The organism is Methylobacterium sp. D48H, assembly GCF_053345715.1.
Genome location: NZ_JBKFAP010000005.1, coordinates 245,007 through 268,232, shown reverse-complemented (window position 1 = coordinate 268,232; position 23,226 = coordinate 245,007). Strand labels below are relative to the sequence as shown.

At 73.1% G+C, this 23,226-nt stretch carries 25 protein-coding genes; 10 read left to right on the top strand and 15 right to left on the bottom strand.

What is annotated here, in order from left to right; translation table 11 throughout:
• Positions 1-421, top strand: a 421-nt coding sequence (locus ACLBX8_RS13005; RefSeq protein ID WP_447715276.1) for a hypothetical protein, incomplete at its 5' end; no start/stop codon positions are given.
• 71 nt (positions 422-492) lie between these two features.
• Here the strand turns inward: ACLBX8_RS13005 and ACLBX8_RS13000 are convergent.
• Together ACLBX8_RS13000 and ACLBX8_RS12995 are read right to left on the bottom strand one after the other, a co-directional pair.
• On the bottom strand, positions 493-933 hold the full coding sequence (locus ACLBX8_RS13000; RefSeq protein ID WP_447699081.1) for a DUF1489 family protein: 441 nt from the start codon (positions 931-933) through the stop codon (positions 493-495).
• A gap of 103 nt (positions 934-1,036) precedes the next feature.
• Entirely contained in the window at positions 1,037-2,335 is a 1,299-nt protein-coding gene (locus tag ACLBX8_RS12995) for a hypothetical protein (RefSeq protein WP_447699082.1), read from the bottom strand.
• Between the two features lie 145 nt (positions 2,336-2,480).
• Between ACLBX8_RS12995 and ACLBX8_RS12990 the strand changes: the two genes are divergently transcribed.
• From ACLBX8_RS12990 to ACLBX8_RS12965, 6 genes are all read left to right on the top strand, one after another.
• Positions 2,481-3,656: an MFS transporter gene (locus tag ACLBX8_RS12990; RefSeq protein ID WP_447699083.1), complete on the top strand. Its 1,176-nt coding sequence runs from the start codon at positions 2,481-2,483 to the stop codon at positions 3,654-3,656.
• Between the two features lie 48 nt (positions 3,657-3,704).
• Positions 3,705-4,859 carry an ABC transporter permease gene (locus tag ACLBX8_RS12985; protein WP_026604795.1) on the top strand — a complete coding sequence of 385 codons (1,155 nt, stop codon included), beginning with the start codon at positions 3,705-3,707 and terminating at the stop codon, positions 4,857-4,859.
• Between the two features lie 10 nt (positions 4,860-4,869).
• On the top strand, positions 4,870-5,691 hold the full coding sequence (locus tag ACLBX8_RS12980) for an ABC transporter ATP-binding protein (protein ID WP_447699084.1): 822 nt from the start codon (positions 4,870-4,872) through the stop codon (positions 5,689-5,691).
• Between the two features lie 122 nt (positions 5,692-5,813).
• The gene (locus tag ACLBX8_RS12975; protein WP_447699085.1) at positions 5,814-6,896 is read left to right on the top strand and encodes an MlaD family protein; all 1,083 of its coding nucleotides are present in this window, start codon (positions 5,814-5,816) and stop codon (positions 6,894-6,896) included.
• A gap of 121 nt (positions 6,897-7,017) precedes the next feature.
• Complete coding sequence (locus ACLBX8_RS12970) at positions 7,018-7,596, top strand: ABC-type transport auxiliary lipoprotein family protein (protein WP_020092337.1); 579 nt, start codon at positions 7,018-7,020, stop codon at positions 7,594-7,596.
• Between the two features lie 249 nt (positions 7,597-7,845).
• The gene (locus ACLBX8_RS12965) at positions 7,846-8,865 is read left to right on the top strand and encodes a helix-turn-helix domain-containing protein (RefSeq protein WP_447715275.1); all 1,020 of its coding nucleotides are present in this window, start codon (positions 7,846-7,848) and stop codon (positions 8,863-8,865) included.
• Here the strand turns inward: ACLBX8_RS12965 and ACLBX8_RS12960 are convergent.
• The 3 genes from ACLBX8_RS12960 to thiE form a co-directional block, all read right to left on the bottom strand.
• Positions 8,840-9,466, bottom strand: coding sequence for a helix-turn-helix domain-containing protein (locus tag ACLBX8_RS12960; protein WP_447715274.1), 627 nt, complete (start codon positions 9,464-9,466; stop codon positions 8,840-8,842). The genes ACLBX8_RS12965 and ACLBX8_RS12960 overlap by 26 nt on opposite strands.
• Before the next feature lie 136 nt (positions 9,467-9,602).
• The gene (thiD, locus tag ACLBX8_RS12955; protein ID WP_056532690.1) at positions 9,603-10,418 is read right to left on the bottom strand and encodes a bifunctional hydroxymethylpyrimidine kinase/phosphomethylpyrimidine kinase; all 816 of its coding nucleotides are present in this window, start codon (positions 10,416-10,418) and stop codon (positions 9,603-9,605) included.
• Positions 10,415-11,143 (bottom strand): thiamine phosphate synthase, encoded by a 729-nt coding sequence (gene thiE / locus ACLBX8_RS12950; RefSeq protein ID WP_447715273.1) that lies wholly within the window; start codon positions 11,141-11,143, stop codon positions 10,415-10,417. The genes thiD and thiE overlap by 4 nt, the downstream gene beginning before the upstream one ends.
• A gap of 217 nt (positions 11,144-11,360) precedes the next feature.
• Between thiE and ACLBX8_RS12945 the strand changes: the two genes are divergently transcribed.
• Positions 11,361-12,356, top strand: coding sequence for an NUDIX hydrolase (locus ACLBX8_RS12945; protein WP_020092332.1), 996 nt, complete (start codon positions 11,361-11,363; stop codon positions 12,354-12,356).
• 9 nt (positions 12,357-12,365) lie between these two features.
• On the opposite strand, the gene ACLBX8_RS12940 is transcribed toward ACLBX8_RS12945, so the two are convergent.
• The 6 genes from ACLBX8_RS12940 to ACLBX8_RS12915 all read right to left on the bottom strand — a co-directional run bounded on the left by ACLBX8_RS12940 (position 12,366) and on the right by ACLBX8_RS12915 (position 17,765).
• Positions 12,366-13,922, bottom strand: coding sequence for a serine hydrolase (locus ACLBX8_RS12940; RefSeq protein WP_447715272.1), 1,557 nt, complete (start codon positions 13,920-13,922; stop codon positions 12,366-12,368).
• Between the two features lie 147 nt (positions 13,923-14,069).
• Positions 14,070-14,351, bottom strand: a complete 282-nt coding sequence (locus tag ACLBX8_RS12935; RefSeq protein ID WP_020092330.1) for a DUF333 domain-containing protein — start codon at positions 14,349-14,351, stop codon at positions 14,070-14,072.
• A 13-nt stretch (positions 14,352-14,364) separates the two neighbouring features.
• On the bottom strand, positions 14,365-15,183 hold the full coding sequence (gene panB / locus ACLBX8_RS12930; protein WP_020092329.1) for a 3-methyl-2-oxobutanoate hydroxymethyltransferase: 819 nt from the start codon (positions 15,181-15,183) through the stop codon (positions 14,365-14,367).
• A gap of 123 nt (positions 15,184-15,306) precedes the next feature.
• The gene (locus tag ACLBX8_RS12925) at positions 15,307-15,903 is read right to left on the bottom strand and encodes a rhodanese-like domain-containing protein (RefSeq protein WP_020092328.1); all 597 of its coding nucleotides are present in this window, start codon (positions 15,901-15,903) and stop codon (positions 15,307-15,309) included.
• A gap of 2 nt (positions 15,904-15,905) precedes the next feature.
• Positions 15,906-16,760: a quinoprotein dehydrogenase-associated SoxYZ-like carrier gene (locus ACLBX8_RS12920; RefSeq protein ID WP_447715271.1), complete on the bottom strand. Its 855-nt coding sequence runs from the start codon at positions 16,758-16,760 to the stop codon at positions 15,906-15,908.
• A 42-nt stretch (positions 16,761-16,802) separates the two neighbouring features.
• Positions 16,803-17,765, bottom strand: a complete 963-nt coding sequence (locus tag ACLBX8_RS12915) for a quinoprotein relay system zinc metallohydrolase 2 (RefSeq protein ID WP_447715270.1) — start codon at positions 17,763-17,765, stop codon at positions 16,803-16,805.
• Positions 17,766-17,925: 160 nt separating this feature from the next.
• Between ACLBX8_RS12915 and ACLBX8_RS12910 the strand changes: the two genes are divergently transcribed.
• Positions 17,926-18,492, top strand: a complete 567-nt coding sequence (locus tag ACLBX8_RS12910; protein WP_447715269.1) for a TetR/AcrR family transcriptional regulator — start codon at positions 17,926-17,928, stop codon at positions 18,490-18,492.
• Here the strand turns inward: ACLBX8_RS12910 and queC are convergent.
• The 4 genes from queC to ACLBX8_RS12890 all read right to left on the bottom strand — a co-directional run bounded on the left by queC (position 18,479) and on the right by ACLBX8_RS12890 (position 21,379).
• On the bottom strand, positions 18,479-19,198 hold the full coding sequence (queC, locus tag ACLBX8_RS12905) for a 7-cyano-7-deazaguanine synthase QueC (protein ID WP_427508016.1): 720 nt from the start codon (positions 19,196-19,198) through the stop codon (positions 18,479-18,481). The genes ACLBX8_RS12910 and queC overlap by 14 nt on opposite strands.
• Complete coding sequence (gene queD, locus ACLBX8_RS12900) at positions 19,188-19,544, bottom strand: 6-carboxytetrahydropterin synthase QueD (protein ID WP_020092323.1); 357 nt, start codon at positions 19,542-19,544, stop codon at positions 19,188-19,190. The genes queC and queD overlap by 11 nt, the downstream gene beginning before the upstream one ends.
• A 99-nt stretch (positions 19,545-19,643) precedes the next feature.
• Entirely contained in the window at positions 19,644-20,597 is a 954-nt protein-coding gene (locus ACLBX8_RS12895; RefSeq protein WP_447715268.1) for a dihydrodipicolinate synthase family protein, read from the bottom strand.
• 104 nt (positions 20,598-20,701) lie between these two features.
• Positions 20,702-21,379, bottom strand: coding sequence for a GntR family transcriptional regulator (locus tag ACLBX8_RS12890; protein ID WP_447699095.1), 678 nt, complete (start codon positions 21,377-21,379; stop codon positions 20,702-20,704).
• A 117-nt stretch (positions 21,380-21,496) separates the two neighbouring features.
• Between ACLBX8_RS12890 and ACLBX8_RS12885 the strand changes: the two genes are divergently transcribed.
• Positions 21,497-23,089, top strand: a complete 1,593-nt coding sequence (locus ACLBX8_RS12885) for an ABC transporter substrate-binding protein (RefSeq protein ID WP_447699096.1) — start codon at positions 21,497-21,499, stop codon at positions 23,087-23,089.
• Positions 23,090-23,226: the final 137 nt, after the last annotated feature.

Below are 23,226 nucleotides of genomic sequence, written 5' to 3'. Positions count from 1 at the left end.
GGCCGACGCGCCGGCCGCCGCCCCGGCGCCCGCGCCGGCGGCCCGCCGCCCCGCGGTGGCGGCCGCCGAGACCGGGCGGATCGCCCTCGACACGATCTCGACCGACATCGCCAAGATGATCGAGCACCGGACCGCGGTCGACCTGTGGGAGCGGTACCGCCGGGGCGAGCCGAACCTGTTCGACCCGCGGATCTACACGCCGCAGGGCCGGGCCACCTTCGCGGAGATCCAGCGCCGCTACAGGACCGACGCGGAGTTCCGCCGCAGCGTCGACCGCTACGTCAGCGAGTTCGAGCGCCTGCTCGGCGACGTGGTCAAGAACGACAGCGACGCCAAGCGCACCGACGCCTACCTGACCTCGGAGACCGGCAAGGTCTACACCATGCTGGCCCATGCCAGCGGGCGCTTCGACGGGGCGTAGGACCGATCCCGCCGGGGCCGCTCGCGGCGCCGGCGGGGGCCTGACCGGGGGCGACGAGACCCGCCCCGCGCTCAGAGCAGGCCGAGGCCGACCAGCTCGCGCCGCAGGGCCTCGGGCATCTCGGCGAGGTCCCCCGAGGCCTCGGCCCCGAGATCGGCCGGCGCGTCGCGCGCCGTCAGGTAGCGCCACCCCTGGAACGGCCGGTAGGGCCGGGGCGCCACCGGGACGAGCCGGGGATCGAAGACCAGCCGGCAGCGCGGGATGCCGTCCTCCCCGGTGAGCGGCTCGATCGCGGTGATCGCCTGCCGGCAGGACAGCGTCCCGCGGATCACCCAGTAGATCGAGCCCTGCCCGGTGATCTCCCGGTGGCGCTTGGGCAGGGTGCGGGTGATGTGGAACGGCGCCGCTTGCCGTCCGTCCCGGAGCGCCTCCGCGCGGAAGCGGGCCTGCCGGGCCTCGAGATCGGCGATGGTGGCGGGGCCGACGCAGAGCTTGATCAGGTGCAGGGCCACGGATGCGCGTGCTCGGGGGTGCCGGGGGCGCCCCTGATAGCAGGGTCCGCGCCGGCGCGCGCCTGTCGAACCGCGCCGGAGCGCCGGCGCCGGGCCGGACCCGTCAGGCGAAGAGCGCGAGCCGCTGCTCCGGCGTCAGCGCGTCGATCTCGGCGAAGCTCAGGGCCGGCTCCTCCGGCGGCATCGCCGGCGCGGGCGCCGCCCCGACGGTCTCGCCCCAGGTGAGGTCGGCCACGTCCCGCGCGATGTCCCGCGCGACATCCTCCTCGACGTCCGCCTCGAACGCCTCCTCGCTCGCGGTGGTGGGCTCCGGCGCGTCCGAGGCGGACGGATCGGAGACGGGAAGGGAGGCGACCTCCGGAGCCGGCTCCGGCTCCGGGGCGGCCTCGAGATCGACCGCCCAGTCCGCTTCCAGATCGGCCTTCGAGCCGGCCTCCAAGCCGGCCTCCAAGTCGGCCGCGGGTGCGGCCTCCGGCCCGTCCCCCGGCGCGGCGAGGTCCGGCTCCGGGGCGAATGCCAGCGCGGCCACTCCCGTCGGCTCGGACACGGCGTCCGGCTCGGCCTCCGCCACCGGCTCCGGCGCGGCCGGCGCTTCGGCCGCGACCTCTGTCTCCGGCTCGGCCTCCGGCGCCCGGGCCTCCGCCTGGACCGGCAGGAACACCAGATCCTCGTGCAGCGCCGGGCTGCCGGGGCGGGCCACGAGGGCCGCCACCGTGACGGCCGGCACGTCCATGGCGATGTAGCGGTCGATGTCGCTCTGGTTCAGATCGGCCGGCTCGCCGGCCGGCCGCGCGCCCCGGTGGGGCGGCACCCGGACCGCGTCCTCGCCCCAGATGGCGATCATCGCGGAGACCCGGTCCTCCAGGTAGCGCAGAGTGTAGACGATCCGGGCGGTGCGCTGCGCGGTGAGGTCCTGGAACGAGCAGGCCGTGTAAATCGCGGTCGCGTGGCGGTCGAGGGCGTCGCAGGCCTGCGCGTCGGCCCCGTGCTCGCGCAGGGTCCAGGCCGCCTCCTGGATCGACTCGGCGGCGCTGAGGATGTCGGAGGTGGCCTGCTCGGTCTCGCGCACGATGGCGTCGAGGGCGAGGGACGCCTGCGTCAGCCGGGTCTCGTCGCCGTTCGGGGTGTTGAGCGCCGCGATCTCGCCCTTGGTCCGGCTGATCGCGTCGGCCATGTCGAGGAGATTGCCGCGCAGGTGCCCGAAGGCCTCCTGCCCGCGGTCGGCGGTGACGCTCCGCTCCAGCCGCGCGATCGCCCCGAGCAGGACCTCGGTCTCGGCGCCCCGGTTGCGCCGGGCGTACTCGGCGAGGAACCAGCGGCCGCGCTCGCTGGCGCTGATCGTCGCCTCGATCGCCTCGTACTCGGCCGAAGCGTGCGCGCTCGGGTTGACGGAACCGAACATGGGCCTCTCTGGACGCTGAATGCGGGCGCGGCGGCGGCCCCGATGCGCGCCAATCGCGGCGAATTTGACAGAGGGCCTTTAACGGGCGCTTACGGACGCCCTCCCGGTCCCACCTCCCTGCTCACCCCGCTCGTCGAGACCCGCCTTGCCCCGCCCGTCCGGCCCGGCGCGCCTGTCGCTGCTCTACGCCGTGGTGTTCACCGAGATCGGCATCGCGATGCCGTTCATGCCCCTGTGGCTCGACGCCCTGGGGCTCGATGCCCGGGTGATCGGTCTCCTCCTCGCCCTGCCGATCGCCACGCGGATCGCCGCCACGGCGCCTCTGATGAGCCTCCTCGACCGCGGCCTCGGGCCCCGGCGGCTGATCCTGCTCGGCAGCCTCGCCCTGAGCCTGTCCTACGCGCTGATGCCCGCCGCGGCCGGGATCGGGTGGCCGCTGCTGGCCGGGCTGATCGTGCTCAACGCGGTCGCCGGCGCGCCGCTCGTGCCCTGCATCGACTACCTGACGCTCGCGGCCGTGCGCCAAGACGCCCGCCTGACCTACGCGCGGATCCGGATGGCGGGCTCTATCGCGTTCCTGCTGGCGAACCTCGCGGGCGGGCTGCTGCTGACGGCGCTCGGCGGCCGGCTCGCCGTGCCGCTGCTCCTGACCGGCCTCGCCCTCGGCGCGGGTCTGGTGGCGTGGCGCAGCCGCGCGGTGGCGGTCCTGCCGCCGTCGGCGGCGGGCGACGGCCGGACGCGGCTGCCGCGGCGGCTCTGGCTGTGCATTGGCGCGGCGGCCGCGATCCAGGCGAGCCACGGGGCGATCTACGGGTTCGGCAGCATCTACTGGACCGGCCAGGGCATCCCGCCGACCTGGGTCGGCGCGCTCTGGGCGACCGGGGTGCTGGCCGAGATCGCCCTGTTCGCCGGCCTCCCCGCCCTGCCCGCCGCCTGGCGCGGCCCGGTGCGGCTCCTCGGCGCCGGAGCCGTCGCGGCGATCCTGCGGGCGATCGGCATGTACCTCCTCGGCGACCACCTCGCCGCGCTGGTGCCGCTCCAGTGCCTCCACGGCCTGACCTTCGGGGCGACCCAGCTCGGCGCCATGGCGGCGGTCTCGGCCTACGCCCCCGACGGCGCGCGGGGCCGGGCGCAGGGCACGCTCAGCGCGGTCAATGCCGGGATCTCGGTGGTCGCGACCCTGGGGAGCGGGGTCGCCTACCGGGCCGGCGGCCCCCTCGCCTTCCTGCTGATGGCGCCGCTCGCCGCCGCCGGCCTGGGCCTCGCCCTGGCGTCCCGCCGCGCGCGGGGGGTGAGGTTGGAGACGGATCGTCAACCGTAATGTCGTCATAACCGCCGGGCAGGGTGGTGCCTCGATCGAGGAGTATGGGTGTTGCTGAGCGAGGGCACTGTTCCCGGCGCCTTGGCCGGCGCCGCGCTGCGGGACCGGTCGGCCGACGGCCGCCTGGCGCTCGACGGCCGCTGGACCGCCGACCAGGCCCCGACCGTCGAGGCCGCGGCCGCGCGCATCGCGGCGGCCGGCCGCGCCGGGCCGGTGGCGGTCGACCTGTCGGGGATCGAGCGCCTCGACACGCTCGGCGCCTGGGTCCTGGAGCGGACCCGCGCCGAGATCGAGCAGGCGGGCAGCGCCCTCACCTATCTCGGCGCCCGCCCGGAGCACCGCACCCTGCTGGGCGAGGTCCGGCTGCGCGAGCCGGACGCGCCGCCGCCGCGGCGGCACGGCCCGGTCGTCGGCCTGCTCGACTCCACCGGGCGCCGGACCGTGCAGGGCGGCCGCGAGTTCGTCACCGCCCTCGCGTTCCTGGGCGAGCTGATCGCCGCCTGCGGGCGCGTCGCCCTGCGGCCCGGCACGTTCCGCGGCAACGCCCTGATCAACCAGATCCAGCAGGTGGCGCTCAACGGCACGCCGATCATCGTGCTGATCTCGTTCCTCGTGGGCGGCATCGTCGCCCAGCAGGGCATCTTCCAGCTCCAGCGCTTCGGCGCCCAGACCTTCGTGGTCAACCTGATCGGCCTCCTGATCCTGCGCGAGATGGGCGTGCTGCTCACCTCGATCATGGTCGCCGGCCGCTCCGGCTCGGCGATCACCGCCGAGATCGGCTCCATGCGCATGCGCGAGGAGGTGGACGCGCTCCGGGTCATGGGCCTCGACCCCGTCGAGATCCTGATCGTGCCCCGGGTGCTCGCGCTGATGATCGGCCTGCCGATGCTGACGCTGATCGGCGACCTCGCGGCGCTCGCGGGCGGCGGCCTCACCGCGATGCTCTACGGCGGCCTGACCCTCGACCAGTTCCTCGTCCGGCTCCAGGCGGCGGTGGGCGTCCACCACGTCATGGTCGGCCTGATCAAGGCGCCGTTCATGGCGCTGACGATCGGGGTGATCGCCACGATCGAGGGCTTCGCGGTCGAGGGCTCCGCGGAATCGCTCGGCCGTCACGTCACCGCGTCGGTGGTGAAGTCCATCTTCATGGTCATCGTCCTCGACGGCCTGTTCGCGGTGTTCTTCGCCGCGATCGATTTCTGAGGCCGCCGCGATGAATGCCCCGATGACCGCCTCGCCGAATGGCCCCGCCCCGATCATCCGCGTGCGCGACCTCGTGGTCGGCTTCCGCGACCGCAACATCCTGAAGGGCCTGAGCCTCGACATCCGCGCCGGCGAGATCCTGGGCTTCGTCGGGCCCTCGGGCCAGGGCAAGTCGGTGCTCACCCGGACGATCCTCGGCCTCAACCCGAAGCGGGCCGGGACCATCGAGGTGTTCGGCCGCGACGTCGACGAACTCACCTACGCGGAAAGGCGCCGGATGGAGCAGCGCTGGGGCGTGCTGTTCCAGCAGGGCGCCCTGTTCTCGGCGCTCACCGTCAAGCAGAACATCCAGGTGCCGATGCGCGAGCACCTGAACCTGTCCGAGCGCCTGCTCGACGAGTTCGCCCGGCTCAAGATCGAGATGGTCGGCCTGAAGCCCGACGCCGCCGACAAGCTGCCCTCGGAACTGTCGGGCGGCATGATCAAGCGCGCGGCGCTCGCCCGCTCCCTGGCGCTCGATCCCGAGATCCTGTTCCTCGACGAGCCGACCTCGGGCCTCGACCCGATCGGCGCGGGCGAGTTCGACGACCTCGTCTCGACCCTCAAGGAGACGCTGGGGCTGACCGTCTTCATGGTCACCCACGACCTCGACAGCCTCTACACCGCCTGCGACCGCATCGCGGCGCTCGGCGACGGCCAGATCATCGCGGCCGGCACGATCGACGAGATGCTGGCGAGCGACCATCCCTGGCTGCGCTCGTACTTCCACGGCAAGCGCGCCCGGACCATCGCGACGGGGGGCGCCTCGGCCCATGCCTCATCCCATGCCTGATCCCGTGCCTGACCCGATGCCCGATCGCCGCCGTCCCACCCAGATCCCGCCCTGCTCCCCTCCGGGAGCCGGGGCTCCAGGCCCGGCCGGATCTCCGCCGGCCAGAACCGCAGGTTGAGCGCATGGAAACCCGCGCGAACTACGCCCTGATCGGGGCCTTCACGATCGCCGTCATCCTGGCGGGCTTCGGCACCGTGCTGTGGCTCTCCGGCGGCTCCTCGCGGCAGGTCAGCCAGCTCGTCCGCATCGTCTTCTCCGGCTCGGTCGGGGGCTTGTCGCGCGGCTCGAGCGTGAACTTCAACGGCATCAAGGTCGGCGAGGTCACCGACATCCGCCTCGCCCCGCAGGATCCCCGCCGGGTGCTCGCCACGATCAAGGTCGATCCCGCGACCCCGCTCCGGGCCGACACCCGCGCCCGCCTCGACTCGGCGATGCTCACCGGCGTCTCGGTGATCTCCCTGTCGGGCGGCAACGCCGACGCACCGGTGCTGACCCCGATGGCCAACGGCGAGCCGCCGACGATCTTCGCCGATTCCTCCGACATGCAGGACATGATGGCGCTGGCGCGCCAGGTGGCGCAGCGGGCCGACGACATGCTGGTCCGCCTCGACCGGCTGGTCTCCGCCAACGAGGGGGCGATCAACCGGTCGCTGACCAACGTCGAGACCTTCTCGAAGACGCTGGCCGATGCCGGTCCGAACATCTCGGCGCTGGTCAAGGCCGTGGACGGGGCCAAGCTCGGCCGGGTGATCGACAACGCCGACCGCTTCTCGGCCGCCCTGTCCAAGGCCAGCCCCGACATCGAGGCCGGCCTGCACGACGCCCGGCTGCTCGCCGGCAAGCTCAGCGCCTCGGCCGACAAGATCGACGCGGTGCTGAACGGCGCCCAGAGCTTCCTGGGCTCGGCCTCCGGCCAGGAGGGCTCCAGCACCTTCACGGAGATCCGCGCCGCGGCGATCTCGGTGCGCGACGCCGGCAAGGCGTTCCGGACCATGTCGGAGAACCTCGACAAGCGCACCGCCAGCATCTCGGCCAATTTCGGCCGGCTGAGCGGCACCGGCCGCCGGGAGGTCGAGGCCCTGTCGGGCGACGGGCAGCGGACGCTGAGCACCCTCAACCGCACGGTGCGCAGCCTGGAGCGCGACCCGAGCCAGGTGATCTTCGGCGGCAAGCCTTCGTTGCCTGAATACAACGGTGGCCGGTGAAATGCCGCGTCGCCGGGCGGATGTGTCCCGGCGCACGGCACGGATGCCGCAGCGGATTAGTTTTAACCGCATAGCTTATACAGCTCCGCCGTTCGCCGGCGGGGTCCTTCAGGTCATGCGTATGGTCCGCTCGTCCCACATCGCCGCCGCCGCGCTGCTCGCCGCCCTCCTGGGCGGCTGCGGCGGCGCGGCGCCCCTCACCTTCGACCTCGCGGCGCTGCCGGCCGCGGGGCGGCCGATCGCGGCCGGCCGCTCGATCGCGGTCTCGGAGCCGGTGAGCATCCAGCCCTTCGAGGCCGACCGGATCATCGTCCGCGAGAACGGCGGCGCCCTGTCGTTCCTGGGCGGCGGCCAGTGGGCCGACCGGCTGCCGCGCCTGATCCAGACGCGGCTCATCCAGAGCCTGGAGAATTCCGGGCGGCTCCGCTCGGTGAGCCGGCCCGGCGACAAGGTCGTGGCCGACTACCAGCTGATCAGCGAGATCCGCGCCTTCGACGTGCAGTCCGGGACCGGCGAGGCGGTGGTCGACCTGTCGCTGAAGCTCGTGGCCGACGGCACCGGCAGGGTGGCGGCGGCGCGGATCTTCACGGCCCGCGTGCCGGTGTCCAAGATCGATGCCGGCAGCGGCGCCCGCGCCCTCGATCAGGCGCTGAGCATCGTGCTGGCCGACGTGGTGCGCTGGGTGAACAGCGGGCGCTGACGGCCCCGCGGCCGGGCCGCGCCGACGCCCCCGCCGGGGCGGGGCGCTCGCGACGGAACGTCCTCCGAATGCCAGCCGTGCGGATCCGCTCCACGGCCCGACAGGCGCCACGGGTGATGGGACGGGCCCGACGGTCCATCGTGGGCGCGCGGGATTTCCTGCCGATCAATCCGTGTCCCGCGGCGCCGCGGCGTGCGTGGACGGGGCGCGGTTGCGGTTCGCAGCAATCGCGGTCATACGGCTGCCGCGATGCAGACTCTGTTCTCAACTGAAGGTGTATTGGAGAAGGACAAGTTTCGCCTTTGGCGAGATGTCTGCGAAGATCGCCTGGTTCCGATGGCGCAGACTTGTCTCAACGACGAGCCCTTTCACGCGACGATCGAGGGGGCCAGTATCGGCGGCCTGGTCTTCACGAAATTCGCGCTGCGCAACCTGCGGGCGGCCACGACGCCGCGCACGCTTCGCCATGAAAACCACAAGACCGACCACCTGTTCATGAGCATCGTGCTCTCGGGACAGGTCCGCGCGAATCAGTACGATCGGTCGAGCACGGATCGGGTCGGCGACTTCTCGATCCGGGATACGAATACACCCTGGACGATCGAGCACAGCGGCTACAGCGAGGTGCTGGCCATCGGGATCCCGCGGGAGCGGCTGGAGGGGGCTCTGGGCTCCGCACGCCTGTTCGCCGGCGTGACTGTCGGCGGCGATCTGCCGACCGCGACCCTGACCCGGTCGTTCCTGGGCAACCTGCTCAGCCTGGGCGACCGGCTGACGCCCCAGGTGGCCGAGAGCATGGTCTCCACGGGGCTCGACCTCATCGTCGCCAGCCTCGCGGAGCGGCTCGCGCGGGAGGCGCAGCGGCCCGTCCAGGACAGCGTCGTGGTGCAGCGCGCCCGGGCCTATCTCGAGGCCCATCTCCACGATCCGACCCTGGACCCGCCCCGGCTCGCGGCCGCGGCCGGCGTGTCCCTGCGCCGGCTGCAGGCCTTGTTCCGCGCGCAGGACCGGCACGTCTCCGACTGGATCTGGCACCGCAGGCTCGAGGCAGCCGCCAAGCGCTTGGCCGATCCGGGCTGCCTCCACATGCCGCTGGGGACCTTGGCGTATGGCTGCGGCTTCCTCAGCCAGTCCCACTTCTCCCGCCGCTTCAAGGAGCGCTACGGCCTGAGCCCCCGCGACTACCGCGTGCGCGCCCTCGCGCGGGGCGCCGAGGGTGGGCCGGAGGGCCGACCGGGCCGCCTCACTCCATCACGGCGGCCTTCATGATCACCACCATGGTGGCCCGGGCCGGGCCGTCCGTGCAGCGCACGAGGTGGGGCCGGTCGCAGCGGTAGCGCAGGGTCTCGCCGGTCCGCGCCCGCTGCACGACGCCGCCGATCTCGACCTCGAACGCGCCCTCGGTGACCGAGAGCGATTCCACCGAGCCGCGCTGGTGCGGGTCCGAGTCGAGGACGCCGCCCGGGTCGGCCGTGACCTCGTACCATTGCAGCCACTCGATCGTCTTGAGCCAGCCGATGATCGCCAGCCGCACCTTCCCGTCCTCGGAGACGAGGATCGGCGTGTCGGCTCGGGAGGTCTTCTCGATGAACGGTTCCTCGTCGCCGGCCGCCAGCACCCGCTCGATCGACACGTCGAGGGCCTGGGACAGGCGCCAGATCGTCGCCAGCGTCGGGTTGGTCTCGTTGCGCTCGATCTGGCTGATGATCGACTTGGCCACGCCGGACTGCTCGGCGAGTTCCGAGAGCGACAGGTTGTAGGCCTTGCGCAGCCGCTGGATGGTCTTGCCGAGCTGGCCGGAGAGCACCTGCGCGCCGGTCAGCAGGTCGCGCCCGCGCGCCCGGTCGGGCCGTTCCGCCTGATCCTGCATCGTCCCCGATCCGCCTGCACCGTTCCATTATCCGAACGATCGTACGCTTCTTCAAACGCAATCGACGCCTGGTTGCAAGGCGGCGGGCGGCGTGCGCGGCGGCGTGCGCACCGGAAAGCGGCGGCCGGATCGGCCTCTAAGTCCAGACGGCGTGGAAGTGGTGGACCGGCCCGTGCCCCGTCCCGACCGCGAGGCTGTCCGCCGCCGCGAGGGCGGCCGTGAGGTAGGCCTTGGCCTCCGCCACCGCCTCCGGCAGGGCCAGGCCCTGGGCGAGGCCCGCCGCCACCGCCGCCGAGAGGGTGCAGCCGGTGCCGTGGGTGTTGCGCGTCGCGATCCGCGGCGCCGACAGGGTCCGCAGGGTGCCGTCCGCCGTGACGAGGTGGTCGATGCTCTCGCGCCCCGCGCCGTGGCCGCCCTTGATCAGCACCGCCCGGGCGCCGAGGGCGACCAGCCGCCGCGCCTGGGCCACGATCGCCGCCGCGTCCGCGGCGACGGGCTCGCCGAGGAGCACCGCCGCCTCCGGCAGGTTGGGGGTGATCAGGTCGGCCCGCGGGAGCAGCCGCTCGCGGAGCGTCGCCACGGCGTCGTCGGTGATCAGCCGGTCGCCGCTGGTGGCGACCATCACCGGGTCGAGGACGACCGGGATCGACCCGGCGTGCCGGGCGAGGCCCTCGGCGACCGCCGCGATCACCGCGGTCTGCGACAGCATGCCGATCTTCACCGCCCTCACGGCGAGGTCGGAGAACACGCTGTCGATCTGCCGGGCGACGAACTCCGCCGGCACGTCGTGGATGCCCTGGACCCCCGTCGTGTTCTGCGCGGTCAGCGCCGTGATCACGCTGGCGCCGTAGACGCCCAGCGCCGAGAAGGTCTTGAGGTCCGCCTGGATGCCGGCGCCGCCGCCGGAATCCGAGCCCGCGATCGTGACCGCGATGGGCGCGGGGCCGCTCATCGGGCGCCGGCCCGCTCCGCCAGGGCGCCGTCGATCCGCGCGCGCAGGTCGCGGGCGCGCTGGCGCACCGACTCCGCGCCGAACAGCGCGGTGATCACCGCGACGCCGTCCGCCCCCGCGGCGACCACCGCGGCGGCGTTGTCGAGCCCGATCCCCGCGATGGCGCCGAGCGGCAGGCCGGCCCCGCGGGCGAGGCGGGCGCGGAAGGCGATGCTGGCGAAGCCGTCGAGGCCCACCGGCGGGTCGGGATTGTCCTTGCTGGTGGTGGCGAACACCCCGCCGATGCAGGCGTAGTCGACGGGCAGCCGGTACAATTCGTCGGCCTGGGCGGGCTTCTTCAGGGTGAGGCCGATGATCGCGCCCTCCCCCAGCAGCCGGCGCGCGTCGGCCGGGTGGAGGTCGCCCTGGCCGAGATGCACCCCGTCGGCTCCGGCCGCGAGGGCGAGGTCGACGCGGTCGTTGACGAGGACCGGGACGCGGCCGCCCACCGCCGCCAGGATCGCCCGGATCCGCGCCAGGGCGGCGCGGGCATCGGCGATGTCCTTCTCGCGGTACTGGAGCAGGGTGCAGCCCCCCGCCACCGCCTCGGCGCCGAGCTCCGCCAGCCGCGCCCCGTCGGCGCCGCAGACGCCGACATCGAGGAGCCCGTAGAGCCGCAGGTCGACGGCCCGGCCGCCGGTCGGGGTCGAGGGGGAATCTGCGGGGGAAGTCGCGCTCGCTGGCATCGCTGTCGTCGCTCGGTCCGCCTCGGCCGGTCCCGTGCCGGCCCACCCGGACCCCTGTTTGGGCAGGGCTCGCGGCGTTGGCAAGCGGCGGGTGGACAGCGGTGCGTCGACGGGCCCCCCCGCTCCGTCATACGGCGGCGTTGACGCGCGGCGATCCTGTCCCCCTATAGGTGGGATCCGCTACGGCGCATCCCGGGGGACGGACGGTCGAGGAACGATGACGGGTGCCGCGGCGCAGACGGACGCGCGCGGGGGGCAGGCCCCGCCGGAGCGCTCCTCCGTAGGCCTCGTCGCGGTGATCGTCGCCGCGACCAAGGGGGAGCCGCGCGCCCTGACGATCCGGGTCCCCGACCAGGCGCCCGGCCGCGGCGACGGCCTGCCGGCCGGCCCCCTCGTCCCCGAGCACGCCACGCTGGAGCGGGGCCTGCGCGCCTGGGTGGAGCGGCAGACGCACCAGCGCCTCGGCTACGTGGAGCAGCTCTACACCTTCGGCGACCGCGACCGCTCCGGCACGGCGACCCTGTCGGGGGTGCACTCCCTCTCGGTGGCCTATCTGGCGCTCGTCCGCGAGGAGCGGCCGGCGGGGCTCGCCGAGGCCGCGTGGCAGAACTGGTACCGCTACCTGCCCTACGAGGATTTCCGGCAGGGGCGCCCGCGCCAGCTCGACGCCATCGAGGCGCGGCTCGCCGAATGGGCGTCCGAGCCCGCGGACTGCGCCACCCGGACCCGCCGCCTCGACCGCCTCGGCCTGACCTTCGGCATGAACGGCGGCACGTGGAACGAGGAGCGCGTCCTGGAGCGCTACGAGCTGCTGTTCGAGGCCGGGCTGATCCCGGAGGCGCGGGGCAATCCCGGCCCGGCCCTGCCGAACGACCCGACCGGCGTCCCCATGGCGTTCGACCACCGGCGGGTGCTCGCGACCGCGATCGGCCGGCTCCGGGGCAAGATCAAGTACCGCCCGGTGGTGTTCGAGCTGATGCCACCGGAATTCACCCTGCTGCAGCTGCAGAAGACCGTGGAGGCCCTGTCAGGGACGCAGCTGCACAAGCAGAACTTCCGGCGCCTCGTGGCCCAGCAGGGGCTGGTGGAGGAGACCGAGAGCGTGACCAGCGGCGCCGCCGGCCGGCCGGCGCGGCTGGTGCGCTTCCGCCGGGAGGTGCTGCTGGAGCGCCCGGCCCCGGGCCTGCGGTTGCCCTCGCGGCGGGCGGGGTGACGGCGGCGGTCAGTCTCGCCGCGGCAGGGTGCCGAGCCCGCTCGCGTCGAGCGCGTCCACCGTCACGGCGGCGGCCCGGCCGTCGCTGCCGATGGCGAAGCGGACGGCGGAGGGGCGGTCGGGCGCCTCGGCGTCCGGGAAGCTGAGGAAGAGGTCGCGGTCGAAGTGCCGGAGGCTGTAGCGGCGCGCCCCCGCGGGGCCGACCGTCAGCGTCAGGGCGCCGTCCGCCTCCGCCACCACGGCCTCGCCGACATAGGCGTTGGCGTAGCGCCCGGCATAGGCCGAGAGCGCCAGGGGCGCGGCGGGCGGCGCCGGCGGCGTGCCGTAGGCCGCCTTGTCGGCGGCGATGCCCGGCGCGAACAGGTTCTCGTAGGCCGCGCCCCAGGCCGCCACCCAGTCCCGGCCGACGCGGCCGTCGAAGACGAGGTCGGCGAAGCTGTCGGCCAGCCCCTCCGGCACGCCGGACGGGAAGGCGTTGGTCAGGACGAGGATCCCGAGACCGGCCTCCGGATGGATCGAGACGAGCGTCTGCGCGCCGACGCTGAAGGCGCCCGCGTGGCCCCAGACGAGGCCGTGGCGGCCGTACTCGACGTTCCAGCCGAGGCCGTAGAAGGACGCGCCGCCGGTCACGGGGTTGCGGCCGCGGGCCATGAGCGGGGCGTGCGTCTGCGCCAGGGCCGGGGCCGCGACGCGCTGCGCGCCCTCGAAACGGCCCTTGCCGATCACGAGCCGCAGCCATCGGGAGAGGTCGCGGACATCGCTGCTGACGCCGCCGGCCGGTGCCTGCGCGTCGGGATCGCGCTCGATCTTGGCGGTCCAGACGCCGCCGGCCCGGACGTGGAGCGCCGCGCGGTCGGGCCGGCTGAGGAAATCCGCGTGGGTCGTGCCGGTAGCGGCCATCCCGAGCGGCCGGAACAGCCGGTCCCGGGCCACCGCCTCCCAGGGCTGGCCGGTCGGCTTCGCGGCGGCGACCGCGCCCTCGGTGAAGCCGAAATTGCTGTAGGCGTAGCCGGCGCGGAAGCTGGAGGCGGGCGGCGCGAGGCGCAGCCGGTGCAGGATCGCGTCGCGGCCGAAGCCGATCGCTTCCAGATCGTCGCCGGCGGTCCCCGGCAGGCCGCTGCGATGGTTGAGGAAGTCGCGCACCGTGACCTGCGCGGTCGGGTAGGGCTCGTGCAGCTGGAAGGCGGGATCGAGATCCGCGACGCGCGAATCCCAGTCGACCACCCCGTCGCCGACCAGGGCGGCCACGATCGTCGCGGTGACGGGCTTGGACAGGGAGGCGATCTGGAAGACCGTGTCGGGGCCGACCGGCTCGGGCTTCCCGGCCTGCCTGAGGCCGTATCCCTTCAGGAGGAGCGTCTCGTCGCCGAGGACGACCGCGACCGCGAGGCCCGGCACCGCGCCCGCGTCGACGGCCCGCCGCGCCAGCGCCTCCAGCGCCGGCAGCTGCGCCTCGACCTGCGCCCGCGTCAGCGTCCCGGCGGATCCGGCTCCGGGCCCGGCCGCGATCAGGCCGAGGGCGAGGCACGCGCCGACGAGGCGCCGGCGCGATCGGGCCCGCTGCATGAGTCGTCGATCCCGCCTGAGAGAGCTCGGACCTCGAGAGTGGCATCGTCGGGCCGGCGAAATCAATCGCGCCGCCCCGGGCCGCGCCGCGAATGCGCGGGCCGGCCCGACGGACACGGACGAAGACTGTTCGGGAACCGGGCCGGGCTAGCGGAACGGGTCGGCGCCGGGTGCCGGCTTCACGCCGCGGAGCATCCGGTACAGCGTCCATTCCTCGACGATCTTCCGCCCCGGAAGGGCGCAGAGCCCGATCGTGCCGCCATCGGGCAGCTTCGCGAGGATCGTCTGCCCGCCCATCGTCGCGCAGAAGGCTGAGGCCGGATTCTCCAGAGCGCGGGCCGGCCCCGATCCGGCAAGGGCGGCGCAGACCGCGAGCGCGCGGACAGGCCACGCGGCGGGCGCCCTCCACGGTCCGATCATGCGCGTCATGGGCCGCCCTGCCCTAACCGTAGGTGTGGTCGTCGGCCGGGAACCGGCCGGCCCGGACCTCGTCCGCGTAGGCCTTCACGGCGTCCTCGATGTGGGTCCGCAGGCTCCCGAACTGGCGCACGAATTTCGGCGTGCGCTCGGACAGGCCGAGCATGTCCTCCAGCACCAGGATCTGGCCGTCGCAGACCGCCGAGGCGCCGATGCCGATCGTGGCGGCGGTGACCTGGGGGGAGGTCGCGATCGCCCGCGCCACCGGCTCGACGATGCCCTCGAGCACGATCGCGAAGGCGCCGGCCTCCGAGATGGCGCGGGCATCCTCCAGGAGGCGGCGCTCGTCGTCGGGGGCCCGGCCCTGGACCTTGAAGCCGCCCATCGTGTTCACCGCCTGCGGGGTGAGGCCGATATGGCCCATCACCGGCACGCCGCGCTGGACGAGGAACGCCACCGTCTCGGCGAAATGGGCGCCGCCCTCCATCTTGATCGCGCCGGCGCCGGTCTCCTTGAGAACCCGGGAGGCGCTGAGGAAGGCCTGCTCCCGGCTCGCCTCGTAGGAGCCGAACGGCATGTCGACCACGACCAGCGCCTTCTGCGTGCCGCGGATCACCGCCTGGGCCTGGAGGATCATCATCTCCAGGGTCACGGGGATCGTCGATTCCATCCCGTGCATCACCATGCCGAGGGAATCGCCCACGAGGATGAAGTCGCAATAGGGATCGACGATGCCGGCCGTGTGGGCGTGGTAGGCGGTGAGCGCGATGATCTTGCGCCCCTCGGCCTTGCGCTTGCCGATATCGACCGCCCGGAGCCGTCGGGACTGCACGACCTGCGACATGGTTCAGACCTCATTCCCGCCACTCGGGACGCGGCGCGGGCCCCCTCTCCCGCCCGGGAGAGCGCGCGCCCCGCCACGCGAGCCTCGTTCCGCGGCGTCTCTTACAATGCCCGGCGATGCGGGTCAGCGCCCCGCCTGCGGCTCGGCGCCCGCCTTCCAGTCCGGATCGACCGTCAGGTTCGCGGTCTCGTGCATCTCCTGCCAGCCCTCGACGCCCTCGGGGAACCAGCGCACGCCGGTATAGCCCTTCAGCACCAGCCGCTTGGCGGCGTTCCAGCTGCCCCAGCACTCGACGTGGCAGAACACCACGACGGGCTTCGCCTTGTCGCCCCCGGTCAGCGCCGCGACGCGGGCGTAGAAGAGCGCCTCGCGCGCCGGCGCCAGGGGCTCGGCGCCGGCCTCCGGCATCCAGACGGCGCCGGGGATCGACGGATGCACCGGCAGCCAGAGGCGGCCCTCCGGGAAGTTCGACGGCTTGCGGTCCGGCGCCGCCACGTCGAGCAGCACCGGCTTGTCGGGGCCGGCGATCAGGGCGGCGACGGCGTCGGCGTCGACCACCGCGGCGCCCTTGAGGGTCTGCGGCGTGTAGCCCTTCGGGGGGCCGGCGTAGAGCCCCTCCGGCTCGGGCACGTTCACCGGCGAATCGGCCGGCGCCGCGGCGAGGCAGAGGAGCGCGGCGCAGGCCGCCGCGGCCCGGCCGGTCAGGAGGAGGCGCCGCATGATCAGTTCGTCGGGCTCGGCGCGGTGAAGCTGTGCTGCCACTGGCCGCCCTGGTTGTCGGAGGCCGCCACCTGGATCGGCTTGCCGTCCGGCTTGAACGCGAAGTTGATCACCGGGTTCGAGGCGATCGAGATGTCGCCCGTCATGGTGAAGACCTTCCGGTCGCCCGCCGAGACGGTGAGCTTGTCGATGTAGCGCGCCGGCGTGTAGTCGCGGGTCACCTGGTTCATCTGCATGCCGGAGAAGTTCGGGTGGCGGATCATCAGCGTCGCCTCCACGGGCTTGCCGGCCGCCGTCTCGGCGAACTTCATGCGCATGTCGCCCATGCCCTTCATGGCCTCCTCGTCGCTCATCCCCATCGGGGCCGAGCAGCCGCCGGAGGCCTTCACGAACTGCTTGGCCTCGTAGAGCTTGCCGTCCATGGTCTCCACCACGGCGTGCATGTCGGTGTAGTTGTTGACCCGCACGCGCAGCTTCAGCTCGGCCGGGTCGGCGGCCGGCCCGAACTCGAACTTGGCCGCGTAGGGCGCCGGGTTGTCGTCGATGATCAGCGAGACCGCCTTGATCTGCCCGTCCTTGGGCATGGTCAGGGTGATCGGAACCAGGGCGGCGTCGAGCGCCCGGGCGGGCGCCTCGATCTTCACGAGGCTGTCGGTCGGGGCGATCTGGCGGTCGCCGAAGATCGACTTGGCGATCTCCTGCCAGCGAGCCGCCCGCTCCTGGTCGGTGTCGGAGGCGCCGGCCGCCCGCGCGGCGCCGGCGAGCGGTCCCGACAGCGCCGTCGTCGCCAGGACGAGGCCGAGGGCGAGGCTGGAGAAGGTCTGTCCGATGAAGGTCTGTCTGATCCTGTGCGTCATGGCGTGCCTCCCGATTGGCTTGGATATGGGGATCCTGAAAACCTATTCCCACTCGAGTTCCTGGTAGGCCACGGTGACGTTGCGGCCGTTGTAGGTGTCGAACAGCGCCCACTTGTCGCGCTGGTCCGCCGCGACGCTGGTCACGGCCTTCTCGATGGGCACGTCCTTGGCGATCGCCGCCCGGGTGCCGTCGCGCAGGGCGGTCAGGTAGCCGGAGAGGTCGGCGAGCGCCGGGGCGAGGTCGACCGCGACGGGGCCGTGGCCCGGGACGGCCCGGGCGGGACCCACGGCCTTCAGCCGCTCGATCTCAGCGAGCCAGCCCTTGAGGCTGCCGTCGAGGGAGGGGATCCGGTTCACGAACAGCAGGTCGGCGGGGAACAGCAGGCCGCTGCCGGAATCGATCATCGACAGGTCCGAGGTGGTGTGCGCCGGGCCGTGCGCCGTGAAGGTCAGGCGCCGGTCGCCGAGGTCGATCTCGGCCGTGTCTTTGACGCTCATCGTCGGATAGACCACCGGCCCGGTCCGGTCCTCGCCGAGCAGGTCGACCAGCCGCTTGCGGTAGAACTCGCCCCGGGCCGCCAGCGCCTCGGTGAGCTTGGCGTGGCCGATGAAGACCGGCTTGTCCTGGACGAAGGCCCCTGCCCCGAAGACGTGGTCCGGGTGGACGTGGGTCAGCACCACGTGGGTGATCGGCTTGTCCGTGCGCTTGGCGATCTCGGCGCGCAGCCACTGGCCGTCGGCGAGGCTGCCGCCGGACTCGGTCACCACCACGCCGGTCCTGCCGACGAGGAAGCCGATATTGGCGATGGCGTCGGCGTTGTCGGGGGTGGCGTCGGCGATCAGGCCCTTGCGCACGTACAGGCCGGGCCCGACCTCCTCCATCGTGAAGCTCTCGGCGGCGCGGCCCAGCGTCGGCAGGCAGCACAGGCAGAGCCCCGCGAAGAGGGCGTGCCGCCGCGTCGGCCCGGCGGCCTGCCTCCGCGGATGGACGGCGCGTGCCGTCATGCCGAAACCTCCCGATCTTGCCCGTTCTTGATTGTCTACCATTAAGTAGGTAGATTACTCGTCCGTCAAGGGGCCGCCGGGAGCCGGTCCCCGCCGCGGCCGCACGTTCGCGTGACTTCGTGCGTTGATGAGGGCGCGTTTTGGAGCGACGTTCGCCGCGATGAGGGATACCCGCGCCGAGTTGCTGATGCAGGCCGAGACCCTGGTGCGGGGCCGCGGCTTCGCCGGCTTCAGCTACGCCGACCTCGCGGCGGCGGTGGGCATCCGCAAGGCGAGCATCCACCACCACTTCCCCACCAAGGTCGATCTCGGCGCCGCCCTGGTGGCGGCCTACGCGGCGCGCTACGCCGCGGCCCTGGAGGCGATCCGCCGGGACGTGCCGGACGGGCCGGGCCGGGTCGAGGCCTACGGGCGGCTCTACCTCGGCGGCGTCGAGCAGGGGCTCGGCTGCCTCTGCGCGGCGCTGGCCATCGAGGGCGAGGCCCTGCCCGAGCGCCTGCGCCAGGACGTCGCGGCCTTCTTCGCGGACCATCTCGCGTGGCTGGAGGGCATCCTGCGCGCGGGCCAGATGGACGGCAGCGTGCGCGGCGGCGCGGATCCGGCGGCGCTCGCCCGCTACGTCGTCGCTACCCTGGAGGGCGCGCTCCTGATGGAGCGCCTGTTCGCGAGCCCCGACGCCTTCCGGGGGACGCTGGCGGTGCTGGTCGACGGCCTCAGGCCGCAGTGAAACGGGCGTAGCCGTCCGCCCGCAGCCGGCAGGCCGGGCAGGTGCCGCAGCCGTAGCCCCAGGGATGCCGCTGCCCGCGCTCGCCGAGGTAGCAGGTGTGGCTCTCCTCGACGATCAGGTCGACCAGCGCCCGCCCGCCGAGGCTCTCGGCCAGCTCCCAGGTCTGCGCCTTGTCGAGCCACATCAGCGGCGTGTGCAGCACGAAGCGCCGCTCCATGCCGAGATTGAGCGCCACCTGCAGGGCCTTGATCGTGTCGTCGCGGCAATCCGGGTAGCCGGAATAGTCGGTCTCGCACATGCCGCCGACCACGTGCCGGAGCCCGCGCCGGTAGGCGAGCGCCGCCGCGAAGGTCAGGAACACGAGGTTGCGGCCGGGCACGAAGGTGTTGGGCAGGCCCGACGCCTCGTAGCCGATCGCGGCCTCACGGGTCAGCGCCGTCTCGGAGACCTGCCCGAGGGCGTCGAGGGCGAGCGTGTGGTCCTCGCCGAGGCGGGCCGCCCAGGCGGGATCGAGGGCGGTCGTGCCCGCCCGCAGGGCCGCGCGGCGGTCGAGCTCGACCCGGTGGCGCTGCCCGTAGTCGAAGCCGAGGGTCTCGACGTGGTCGAACCGGTCCAGCGCCCAGGCCAGGCAGGTGGCCGAATCCTGTCCCCCGGAGAACAGCACCAGCGCGGCGCGGTCCCCGGCGATCGCGGTCTCACTCGCCATCGTACTCGGCCCAGGACATCGGGGTCTCGGCGACCCGCACGAGCGCGAGGCCCGGCAGGTCCGGCCGGAGGCGCTGCCAGATCCAGGCCGCGATGTTCTCGGCGGTCGGGTTCTCCAGCCCCTCGATCTCGTTGAGGCAGTGGTGGTCGAGCCGGGCGAGCAGCGGCCCGAAGATCGACTCGATGTCGTAGAAGTCGATCACCCAGCCGGTGTGGGGATCGACCGGGCCGGCGACCGTCAGCTCGACCCGGTAGGAATGCCCGTGCATCCGGTGGCAGCGGTGGGTCTCGGGCACGTTCGGCAGCCGGTGGGCCGCCTCGAAGGTGAAGGCTTGGGTGATCTTCATGGGGGTTCGCGGGTATGGCCGATCTCGCCCCCGCCATAGCGCCGACGGGCGGTCCCGCGCAAAGGCGGGCTGCCCTGCGTTCGGCGGCGCGCCCGGGGATCAGGCCGCGGCGCCGGCCTCCGACCACTGCGCGTACCACGCCTTGAACAGGCGCAGCTGCGTCTCCGCGTAGTGGCGCTGACCGGCGCTGAGCGCGTCGGTGGCGTTGAAGTGCAGCGCGTATTCCGGGTTCCCCTCCAGCACCATCAGGTGCTTGTAGTAGAGGACGAGGTCGGTCCCCTCGTCGAAGCTCGACAGGATCGCCAGTGCGGCGTCGAGTTCCTCGGCCCGGCGCCGGGCCCGGACGTCGCCCGCGGCGGCCTTCTCGCACAGGGCGACGAGGTGGAGCACCTCCCGCGGCAGGACGTTGCCGATGCCCGTGATGGCGCCCCGGGCGCCGCAATTGACGTAGCCGTGCACCACCTGGGTATCCACCCCGACCATCAGGGTGATGTCGGGCGACTGGCCGGTGATGTGCTCGGCCGCGTAGGTGAGCGAGGCCGCGCCGCCGAACTCCTTAAAGCCGACGAGGTGCGGGTGGCGGGCGCGCAGGCGGAAGAACAGGTCCGCCCGGGTCTCGAACCCGTAATAGGGGCTGTTGTAGATCACCGACGGCAGGTCGACGGCCGCCTCCAGGATGCCGCCGAAATGCGCCTCCTGGGCCGCGGCCGAGCCACCGCGCGACAGGACCCGCGGGATGATCATCAGGCCGTGGGCGCCGGCCGCCTTGGCGTGGGCCGCGAGCGCCGCGGCCCGCTTCGGGTTCTGGGCGCCGGTCCCGACGATCACCCGGACGCCGGCGGCGAGCAGCCGCTCGACGCCCGCCATCCGCTCCTCGTCGGTGAGCAGCGGCCAGTCGCCCATCGAGCCGCAGTAGACGACCGCCGACATGCCGGCATCGACGAGCTCCCGCCCCTTGCGCGCGAGGGCGTCGAGGTCGGGCGTCCGGTCCGGCCGGCAGGGCGTCATCAGGGCCGGGATCGTGCCGGAGAAGATGTGTCGATCGAAGGCCATCGCCGGCTCGCCTGCTGGGAGGTGGGATCGTCCCGGCCGGCCCCGCGGGCCTCGCGGGGCGGCACGCCTCTCCATGGCAGCGCCGCGCGAGTCTGGCAAGAATTTTATACAATCTCTGTCGCGCGGGCCGGGACCGGCGCGGCGCCGAGGAACGCCATCAGCGCAGCGGCGACGTGGTCGATATGGTCGGTCAGGAGGGCACAGGCGGCCGAGACGTGGCCGTTCCGGCACAGCCGGACGATCTCGCGGTGCTCGCGGTCGGCCCGCTCCAGCTCGGCGCTGTCGGTGGAGAGCTGGAGGCGGGTGTAGCGGTCGCACTCGGCCAGCAGCGAGCTGACCAGCCCGAGGGCGCGGGGCCGCTCCGCCCGGCCGTAGAGGAGGAGGTGCAGCTCCGTGTTGAGGGCGCCCCAGCGCGCCGTCGCGCCCGCCCGCAGGGCCGCGGCGTACTCCTCCAGCAGGGCGTCGGCCCGGGCGTAGTCGTCGTCGGTCAGGCGGGGCGCCGAGAGGGCCAGGAGGCGCGGTTCGAGGGCGGCCCGGAGCTCGAGGGCCTCGGCCGCGTCGGCCGCCGAGAGCGGCGCCACCATGGCCCCGCGATGGGGCAGGATCCGCACGAGGCCCTCGGCCTCGAGCTGGAACAGCGCCTCCCGCACCGGGATCCGGCTGGCGCCGAACTCCGCCGCAAGGCCGTCCTGGCGGAGCTGCGAGCCGGCCGGATAGCGGCCGTCGAGGATGCGCCGCCGGATCTCGGTCCCGATCGAGCCCGCGATGGTCCGGTTCTTCATCGTCTCGCTCCCGGTCGACCCCGGATGCCCCGCAGGACCCTTGACGGCGGAGCTCCGGTGTTGAAATTGTATAAAATCAATCGGGCAACGGGCTCGATCACGACAAGGGTGCCCGCGATGACGCTCTCCCGCCGCCAGATCCTGGCCGGTACCGCAGGCGCGGCCGCCGGCCTCGGCCTCCCGCACCTGGTCCGGGCCCAGCCCGGCGGCGGCAGCGTGCTGCGCTTCATCCCGTCGACGCCCCTGCCGTCCCTCGATCCGATCGTCGCCACGAGCTACGTCATCCGCAATCACGGCTATCTCGTCTACGACACGCTGTTCGCCACCGACGAGAATTTCCGCATCCAGCCGCAGATGGTGAGCGAGTGGCAGACCGCGCCCGACGGCCTGCGCTGGACCTTCCATCTCCGCGACGGCCTCACGTTCCACGACGGCTCCCCGGTCGAGGCCAAGGACTGCATCGCGTCCATCGCGCGCTGGTCCAAGCGGGACGCGTTCGGCCAGACCCTGGCGGGCTTCGTGGAGGGGTACGGCCAGGAGGACGCGCGGACCTTCACGGTCGCGCTGAAGAAGCCGTTCCCCCTGCTCCCGGCGGCGCTCGGCAAGCTGTCCTCGAACGTGCCCTTCATCATGCCGGAGCGCGTCGCCCTCCAGGACGCGTCCAAGCCGATCGCCGACGCCACGGGCTCCGGGCCCTGGCGCTTCGAGGCGCGGGAATGGATCCCCGGCCAGAACGCGATCTACACCCGCCACGCGGGCTACCGACCCCGCGAGGAGGCGCCCTCCTGGGCGGCCGGCGGCAAGGTCGCCAAGGTCGACCGGATCGAGTGGCTCGCCATCACCGAGGCCTCGGCGGCGGTGGGCGCGATGATCCAGGGCGCGGTCGACTGGTACGAGCAGCCGGCGATCGACCTGATCCCCGTCCTCAAGGGCAAGCCGGGGATCGAGATCCGCAACGTGCCGCTCGGGCTGATCCTGCTGATGCGGTTCAACCACACGCAGCCGCCGTTCAACAATCCCGAGATCCGCCGGGCCGTGATGATGGCCATGAAGCAGGACGACTACATGCAGGCGGTGGTCGGCAGCCCCGAATACTACCGGGAGGCCAAGACCTTCTTCACCCCGGGCTCGCCGATGTCGACCGGGGCCGGCGGGGCCGCGGCCATGCAGGCGGACCTCGCCAAGGCCAAGGCGATGCTGGCCAAGGCCGGCTACAAGGGCGAGCGCGTGGTGCTGCTGGCCCCGGCCGACCAGCCGATCGCCTACAACCAGTCGCTGGTGACCCAGGACCTGCTCAAGCAGCTCGGCATGAACGTCGATCTGGTCTCGACCGACTGGGGCAGCTTCATCGCCCGCCGCGGCAACCGCGGGCCGGTCGATGCCGGCGGCTGGTCGCTGTTCCACACGCTGTGGTCGGGGGCCGACGTGCTGAACCCGGCGCTCCACCCGCTGATCCGCGCCAACGGTCAGGCCGCGTGGTTCGGCTGGCCGGACGACCCGACCTTGGAGACCCTGCGGAGCGACTGGATCGCCACCAGCGACGAGGCGCAGCAGAAGGCGCTCGCCGCGCGCATCGAGGAGCGGGCCTTCGCGGTCGTGCCCTACGCCCCCGCGGGCCTCGTGCAGCAGCCGATGGCGGTCAGCGCGAAGCTCAAGGGCATGGTCATGGCGCCGGTGCAGTTCTTCTGGAACATCGAGAAGACCGGCTGATCACGGCCGGCCAGAAGACCGTCCGTCTTTGCGAGCGCAGCGAAGCAATCCAGCGACGCTACGCTTGCCGACGTCCCGCTGCCCTGGATTGCTTCGCTCCGCTCGCAAAGACGCGAGGGCGTAGGTGCCCGCGCGTC